This is a genomic window from Calidithermus terrae (assembly GCF_003574345.1).
In the GTDB taxonomy this organism is placed as follows: Bacteria; Deinococcota; Deinococci; order Deinococcales; family Thermaceae; genus Calidithermus; species Calidithermus chliarophilus.
The window spans coordinates 77,279-85,697 of sequence record NZ_QXDL01000001.1 but is presented as its reverse complement, the minus strand read 5'-3'; the positions used below and the strand labels follow the sequence as shown (position 1 = coordinate 85,697).

The 8,419-nt window shown below is 64.2% G+C and carries 3 protein-coding genes and 1 pseudogene; all 4 read right to left on the bottom strand.

Annotated elements, in window-relative coordinates; genetic code table 11:
• A pseudogene (locus Mterra_RS00335) lies at positions 1-487 on the bottom strand (transposase); the annotation flags it as partial.
• 67 nt (positions 488-554) lie between these two features.
• On the bottom strand, positions 555-1,721 hold the full coding sequence (locus Mterra_RS00330) for a phage NrS-1 polymerase family protein (protein WP_119313344.1): 1,167 nt from the start codon (positions 1,719-1,721) through the stop codon (positions 555-557).
• 384 nt (positions 1,722-2,105) lie between these two features.
• Positions 2,106-5,459 (bottom strand): Swt1 family HEPN domain-containing protein, encoded by a 3,354-nt coding sequence (locus Mterra_RS00325; protein WP_119313343.1) that lies wholly within the window; start codon positions 5,457-5,459, stop codon positions 2,106-2,108.
• A gap of 76 nt (positions 5,460-5,535) precedes the next feature.
• The gene (locus Mterra_RS00320; protein ID WP_119313342.1) at positions 5,536-8,310 is read right to left on the bottom strand and encodes a DUF1156 domain-containing protein; all 2,775 of its coding nucleotides are present in this window, start codon (positions 8,308-8,310) and stop codon (positions 5,536-5,538) included.
• Positions 8,311-8,419 lie beyond the last annotated feature (109 nt).

The window sequence follows — 8,419 nt, the reverse complement described above, 5'->3', positions numbered from 1 at the left end:
ACCCCGAGGCCCTCCCCCCGCAAGAGAGCGGCGAGGCGCCGGTACCCATACCGGGGCCAGGCCCCCGCCAGCTCCCGCAAGCGGCCTCGGAGGACCGCCTCCTCGGGATTGGGACCCTTAGGCCGGTAGTAGAGGGTGCTCCGGGGCACCCCAAGGGCCCGGCACAGCAGGCGGAGGGGATAGGCCTCCTTGAGGGCCATCACCAGCTCCCGCCTTTCCTTTGCCGGTAGAGTCCCGAGGCTTTTTTTAGGACCCCCAGCTCCAGGGCCATCTGGCCGGCCAAGCGTTCCAGTTCGCGGACGCGGGCCTCTTGTTCTGCGCAGCTATGGGAGAAGGCGGCATGGGCGTTATCCAAGAATTCCCGTTGCCACCTGTAGAGCACGGACTCTGCGACCTCGTGAGCTCGGCAGGCTTCGGCCACGGTCCTTTGACCCGACAAGACCTCCAACACAATTTTTACCTTTTCCTTCGCTGACCACCTGCGCATCTCGCTACCCCTTCAGGCTACACCCCTCGGTCTCTCTCTTGGGGTGGTCCAAATTTGGGGCAGCACTTCACACCAACCCGCTGGCCTCGAGCCGCTTCAAGGCGCGCCGAATGGTCCTCACCTCCATGTTGGTGGCCTCGGCAAGCCTGGCCTGCCCGATGCTCACCACCGCCGAGCGGCTTTTCCGGGCGGCAACTACCAGCGCCTCGTACACCCGCCGGTTCGACTCGCCAGCGTGCCCGGCCCAGCGGTTGGCGTCACGCAAAACGGTTCCGAAGTCGGGCAGCTCTTGGGCCGTGTGACCTGCAGGGCGCGAGCCCCAGGATTTTCTGGCTTCTGCCGCTTCAATCGCCTTAGAGATGGTGCGGTGACGGTAGTCAGCCTTGTCCCATTTCGGCCTATACAGGCCTGAGCTTCGGAAGATGCGGTCAATCTGCTCGGCGTCGTCGGTGTGGAGGGCCAGGTGCCAGCACAGGGCCAAATCGGCCTCCGAGTGTGAAGCCTTGCCGTCCCAGTCACCCGACCACAGCCTCTGGAAGCTGCCCGAGCGCAGACAGCAATCCAAAATGGCCCTGTCTTCCTTTCGCTCCACGGCCAGGGGCCGTGTTGCCTCTCTCTTTCCCTCGCTCCCGGCGCGCTGCCGGAAAGGCTCGGGCTGCTTAGCCTGAAGGTCGTTCAGGAGGTTCTCGTAGAAGTTGCTGATAGCCTCTTGGGCCTCCTGAATGCGGTGGGTAGACTCGGGCAAGAGGTTGCCGGTAAGGGCGATGTAACGACCTTCGGTGAACACTTCGAGGGCCTGGCCTTCCCCTACAGGGAACTTGGTGCGGTGTCCCTTGGGAAGTCGCGCACGGTAGAAAAGGTGTAGGCCGCGCCCCGAGACGCTCCACTCGGTGTAGGTCGGAGGCAGGGTTTCGAGGATGGTATGGGCCCAAGTGGGCATCTCATCCAACCCTGTGTCTTTCCAGTCGAGGTCCAGGCACACCAAGCCTTCGCCTTCGGTCAATACATAGCCCACACCGTACCCCTCAGGAACCGCGCCGAGGGGACCCCAGGCGGACGGGTCGGTAGACGAGGCGCGACTACTGGGGTTGACGAACCGGAAGGGAACCTTTGACAGCTTCCCGTCGCGGTCTTCATATCTCCAGAGAACCCACTGCTTCCGGGCCCTGAGGTCCGCGGGCAGATGGTCGATGTTCGGCTTGGCAACCGCGCTAGGATTCGCTACACTGTTCATTGGTTTCCCCTCCGGAAACTGACTTTACGCTTGCCGAGACCCTCTCTAGCGAAGAGGGTCTCGGTTCTTTTGCTACGTGCTCCAGTGACCCGGCTTAGCTAAGGCGGATTGCGAGTTTTTCTCGGTCCTTGACCACTAGGCGGTCTGGACTCACCCCCAAAGCTTAGGTGGTTTTCTACTACAAGGGAATAGGCAAAATCGTTGTCCAGAACGCTAAAAACTCACCACAACATCGTCATGCTGTAATGTCAAAACGACCTCTTTGTTACTGGACGTGCAAATAAATCGCTGCGCAACGAAAAAAATCGGAGTGCTATGGGGCACTCCGACGGCCATGAGGCTGAAGGGACAAAAAATTATATCTAGTACATAGTGGCTGGTGGACTATTCCTCTTCGAAGTCAGCGGTATTGAACTTGAGAGTGCGTGCGTTCTCCAGCACCGTTCGGGCAGTGGACTCGCCCACCCCGCCCGGTACACGCACCTGAATCTCGAGCGTGACCTCGGCCTCGGCGTCTTCGAGCAGCAGGAGATGCTGGAGAACCTCCCGCGCAATCTGGTCGGCATCCCGGCTCAGGCGGTGAGGGTCGAGCTTGACGGAGGCGTAGAACCGGTTGGCGGTCTTTGCCTTCGCAGGTTTCGGCTCCACGGACGGGGGCGGCCCCGACTCGCTCCCAGGCCCCGGCTGTGACTCCCTAGGGGCACCGGGTGGGGGCGTGGGCGGGGAAACCGGGCGCTCAGCCTCGAGCTGCTTCAGCGCCACCTCCGGCCTAATCAGCAGGCCGCCCGAAGTGGCCGAAGGCGCCACCGCCTCCCCGGCCTTCAACCCCAGGTAACGCCCCTTGGCCGCATCCCAGGCGTCGGCGTAGGCAAAGGTCTCGATGGACCAGTTGAGAGAGCCCAGGCCCTCTCGGATGGCCTCGAGGAGCACCTGCGGGTCGCGCAGGCGCGGAAGGTAGAGGTAGGAGGCGAAGTCCTCGACCAACTGCCGGACGCTCACGTGGTCTCCCCGCCACAGCGGGATGTTGTCCATCTCGCGGCGCAGCAGGGTGCCTGCCAGTCGGGTCTCGAGCAGGCCGTCGTTTTTGAGCTTCTTGGCCGCCCTGACGGCCAGGGGCTCGGTGCCGCTCAGGCGGTACTCGTCCCAGCGCGGGAGGATGGACGTGCGCTCCTGGGAGGGCACGAGCAGCCAGATGTAGGTCTCCGGGATGCGCGCCTTGATGGCCGCCTCCGCCTCCCCGCACTTGGTGCGCGTCTGGCTGCGCTGGAAGTTGTCGAGGTTGAGCAGGCCATTATTGCCGTCCTGCTCGATGGAGCGCCAGGCCAGGTACATGCGGGCGGCCTGCTCGAGGTCGCTCAGGCGGCTGCTGTCGGCGGCCAGGAAGGTGAGGGTGTTCTTGTAGACCCGGTCGCGGCTGCCCCGGCTCTTCAGGAACTGCTGCGGGGGGGCTTGCCCGAAGGCGTCGCGTTCCTTATCACCCCGGCTGTAGGTGTATTCCGGCCCGAGCACCACCAGGGCGGCCTCGAGGTCGTCCGGCACGTCGGCTGTGGACTCGGGGGCCACGTGCACGCGGGGGAAGTCGCCACGGCTTCGCAGCTCCTCCCTCAGTCGCCTCACGATTTCCTCGGCCGCCAGGGCCCCGTCCAAGCGCTCGGCCCGCTCCTGGGCCAGGCGCGTGACGCTGGGCTGGGTGGAGAACCAGTAGCGCTGGCCGTTGACGTAAAGGTGGGTCGCCTGGTCGGTCAGGCGGCGCAGGGCGTCGCCGAAGGTGGCTACCGTTTCCCCCGGCTGCACGCAGCCCAGCTTGATGTTGCGGTCTTCCAGGCCGCGGTTGTCGGCCTTGAGCGTGGGGGCCGAGCCCATGTAGAGGGTGCGGGCCACCCGCCGGGCCGCCGAGTAGCGCCCCAGGTTGGCGGCGTTCTCCCGGTCGAGCCGCAGGGGGAGCGAGTCGGGGCCGTCCACGTCGCGCTCGATGATGGGCACCCAGTTGTCCTCGAGGTAGCGCGTCAGCTCCGACTGCACCGCCGAAGCGTCCAGCGGCACGTTGGCGGGCAGAATCATCAGGCTACGGTCCTCGCGCTCCCACAGCTCGTGGATGACCGCCGCCATCAAGCGCAGCACCCCGCGCGTGCGCTGAAACTTCTCCAGGCTCGACCAGTCGGTGTAGAGGCGCTCGAACAGCTCGGGGTGGATGGGGTAGGCCGCCTTGAGCTTGCGCTCGTAGTCGGCCTCTCGGGTCTCGGGCGGGAACTCCCCTGGCTGGGCCCGGTACATCTCCATGAAGGCTTTAACCACGGCGTCGCGCTGGGGCAGCATCTCGCTGGGGATGGGCTCGAACAGCCGCCGCCGCACGATTTCGAAGCTCTCGTCGCTGGTGGCGGGCCGCCAGGGGGAGTGGATGCGACCGATGGCGTTCTTGAGCCGCTGCAGGGCCAGCCTGCCACGCTCGCCGCCGACCTCGATGTCCAGGGCGCCCCGTCCCGACGTGTCGCTGGCGGGGATGCTGACCACCAGCATGGTGTCGGGCGAGGCCGCCACCACTTCGGAGAGCGCCTGGGCGAAGGTGAAGTGGGTCTCGAAGCTGCCGCCGGGCAGGTCGGCCTCGTCGTGGAGCTGCCGGGCGTAGGCCACCCACTCGTCGATGAGCACCAGCGCCGGTCCGTAGCGCTTGAACAGCTTGGCCAGCGCGTCGCCGGGGTTGGTGGCGGTCTCGTCGGCCTCCCGCACCATGGCGTAGGCCTCGGGCCCCTTGCCCCCCTCGGCCTCGCCGAGCTGGTAGGCCAGCTCGCCCCATAGGGTGCGCACCACCGTGCCGTCGGGCTTGACCACCGGCTGCCCCGGTGAAATACGGGTGCCCACCAGCACCACCCGGTTGACCCTGGGCACCTTGGTGACCCCCGCCTTGGCCAATACCTCCTCGAGCCCCGGCAACTCCTGGGGCCGGGCCCCGGAGAAGAGGTGGTACAGCGCCAGCATGGAGTGGGTCTTGCCGCCGCCGAAGTTGGTCTGGAGCTCCACCACCGGCTCACCCCCGGTGCCGCTCAGGCGCTTGAGGGCGGTCACCAGTAGGTGGCGCAGGCCCTCGGTGAGGTAAGTGCGGCGGAAGAACTCGACGGGGTCGGCGTACTCGCTGCTGGCCCCCTCCCCGGCGTGGACCTTCCACAAATCGGCGGCGAACTCCGCCGCGAGGTAGGTGCCGCGTGCGACGTCGGGGTGGGGAGTGACCACCTCGCGCCAGGGCAGGAGCCCGGCCCTGGGCTGTCCCTCGACCGCCACGGTCGCGGTGCGTCGCACCACGTTGCGGGCCTGCTCCTCGAACTTCAGGCGCAGCAGCTCGTTCTTCTGCCGCTCGACCTCGGCAGCCTCGGGGGCCGAGACCGCCTCCAGGAGGCGGTGGACGCTGTCCAGGGTGCGGTAGGCGTCGTCGGTGGAGAAGGGTTCCTGGTGGGCCCAGCGGTTGCGGGCCTCGCGTAGCTCGCCCACGATGCCGCGCTCGGTCCGGCCCAGGGTGCGCTTGAAGACCTCCATCCAGCGGTTGGACATCAGGTTGAGCAGGGCCTGGCTGTCCCAGCTCTCGCGCCCCTGTACCACCACCTTGGACTCCCGGAGGGCCTCAACCGCCTCGGCGAGCCAGCGGTCGCCGTAGGCGGTCTGCATCTCCCGCTCGACGAAGGGCTGGAGGCCCTTGTTGAGCAGCTCGAGGGCCTTCCCCACACGTTCAGCATTGGTCAGTGCCATATTCTCGCCTAGTTTATCTACGCTGCACTACAAGCTAAGGTTGAAATCCGTCCACAAGCCCGAGTAACCCCGCCGCCTAGAACATGGACTCCTGCACCGGCCCCTGCGACTTCTGGGACAGCTTGCCCACCTCGAGCCAGCTCGTGACCAGCCCGTTGTACATGAGGGCTTCCTGCGTCCACTTCTTGCGCTCGCAGATGGAGTAGAGCCGGTACGCCAACTCGCGGGCCACATCCCCTAAACCCCCGAGCCTGCTGAGCAGTTCCGCCGCCTCGGCTTCGCCGCCACTGTTCAGCACGCGGATAAGGTGATGGGTTGCCTCCCACACGGGGATGTCGTTGTCCGAGGCGGGGTTCCAACCCTCGGGCAGTTCTTCCGGGCGCAGAAGCCGAACTTTGCCGCTGCGAGCAGCGACAATGCCCGCCCGCACCATCCCCTCGACGCTGGTGTTCTTGGCCTTGGACAAAGTCTCGGCCAAGCCATACTCCCCTTCGGCGAAGCCCACCTGCTCGAACCAGGCCAAAGCCCAGCGGGTATCGGCGTCGAAGTCGCCTTCCTGCTCGGCCAGCACTTCATCCAGGATTTGGTTGATGAGGGCGAGCGCGGTGCGAACCCGCATGGGCGAGCCGTCCGACTCCATAACCTGACTGTAGCGGCTGTACACCGCCATGCCCGGCCCGATGGCGGCCTGGGCCAAGTCTACGGGGGCGATGTTGCCCTGCTGAAGCTCGCGCAGGGCCACCGGAAGCTCGGAGCGCAGGGCGGCCAGGAACTCGCGGCGGGTGGCGATGGGGGCATTGGCAGGGCGGGGGCGGCACACGAGGACGATGGAGGAGGCGAGTGCGTTAGAGCCGAGGCCACGTGTCCTTGCTGCTCGCTCGGTTCTAACAGGCCAAGTACCCTTGATCTGAAAACCTGCTTGCAGTAAGCCCTCAAGCATGGTTTCCCAGCCCGTTGAAATGATTGCGGAGTCATCGCCCTCGGTCGCATCGTCATCTGCATCATCAGACTCGGTTTGTTTGAAGGCGTAATAGACCGTTAGGGGATATTCGGGATCAGTTGCCTCGTAAATCCTCTGAAACGCCCTACCAAGCCCCTCCTCGAAGAAGACCCTTGCAGCCTCTCGCCCCCCATGACGGAAGGGTTCAGCCACCAACTCGTTACTTTTGGGGACGAGTAGAGTGCTAAAAATTTCAGGGTAAACATGAACCGCAACCTGTCTCAGCCAGACGTAAAAGAAATCGGACAGATCAGCATAGGGAACGTTGTCGTAATATGGGGGGTCGGTCGAGATCATTAACTTTCTGGTATGCGCGATGGGTGCCGCCGCGTCCGCCTGCCGCCCCAGTCCACTTCCCGTTGCGGGTAGTATCTCGACCGCCTCGGCGACCCAGTTGACAGCATCCATAAAATTTCGTGTCGAATTGGAGAAGAAATTGACTTCCGCGTAGTCCCACATCATGGATAACGCCTGACGTGAGAAGGCACCGGCGACAAAGTCGCCGGTGCCTTGCCAGCGTGCCAATGTACACCCACTTTCTGCCGCTCTATCCAGCGCAAATGCAAGATATATGCTCAGGCTGTCGGCGTAGTTAAACTTTTTAAATCCTGAATTCTGACCCCAATCTTTATTCACATCTTCTTTAATTTTTCGTTTGACTTCGGGTATCAGTTCTAAGAGAGTCACCAGCCCTAGCAACTGACGATTAGAAAACAGATGCCTATGTTTAGTCATACCGTAGGCCTGGGTACGAAACCCCAAGGCTTGTACAGGTAAATCTGTATCCGGTACGTTTTCAACGTCATCCACTGACGCAGCAGCTATTTGCTCAGTCGTGGGCGGAAGGAATACTCGACCCTTCCCGCCCTCGGCCACAATTGCCATCATCTGAGCACTCAGTCGGCCTGCTCTGCCCTCGGTGCGGATGTACTCCAGTGGGACTGCTGTGCCGCAACTAATGCACTTGGCTCCATTGCGCCCTACTGTGCCCTCCTTGGCCTCGGGCTTGCCCTGCTTCACCACAAAGCTCACCGTCGGGGGCTGGGTGTCGCGGTTCACCACCGGCTCCACATAGTGCTCCTTGCCCGCCTTGCTGGAGAGCACCCAGCTTCGCACCAGGGGCATCTGGCAGCCGCAGGCGGGGTTGGGGCAGCGCACCGTCCTGGCCCATAGCCAGGCAATCACCGTAGCCTCCCCGCCGCCTGGCAGCTTGGCCTTGGGATACAGGTGCCCAATCCGCCGCTCGGCTTCGTCCCGCATCCATTTGCCGTAATAGCGCACGTCCTCGGCTAACCCCTTCGCCCCTTCCCAACGGTCAGAGGGCTGGGCCTTCTTGCGGTACTCGGGATTAACCGGGGCCTGCCCGGCAAACTTGGGGGGAATTTCGATGAGGGCCTTGTTGATGAGCACCGCTACCGGGTTGAGGTCGGAGGCGTGGGCCTCGAGCCCCAGGCGCTGGGCCTCCAGCGGAATTGTCCCGCCGCCAGCGAAAGGGTCCAGCACGGGCGGGGGGTTGCCGCCGGTGGACCTCATGATTTCGGCGCGGGCCTCGGAGAGCACCTGAGGGTTGTTGCTGTTCTCCCACTTCACCAGCCGCTCGATGAGGTCGAACAGGCGCTTGCGCTCGGCCTCCTGGGCCTCGTCGGTGGGGAACTCCTCGGGGCGGGCGCTGGGGTCGTCCACCAGGCTGGCGAAGAGCACGGCGCGGGCGGCGGCCAGGGGCCGCCTGGCCCACCACAGGTGCAGGGTGCTGGGGTGGCCGTGGCGGATGGACTTCTCGCGGGCGGCCTCGCGGTTGATGGCCTCGAGGGGTAGGGCGACTTCGATAAGCTTACGCTTGGGTTGGGTCATAGCGGCCTCGGGTTTAGTCAGCTTTAGACGTGTTTATCAACGTAAACCTGATTGAAGCGTTTATAACATAAGCGATGCTGTTGGGCTTTCCTTATGAATTAATTGGCGC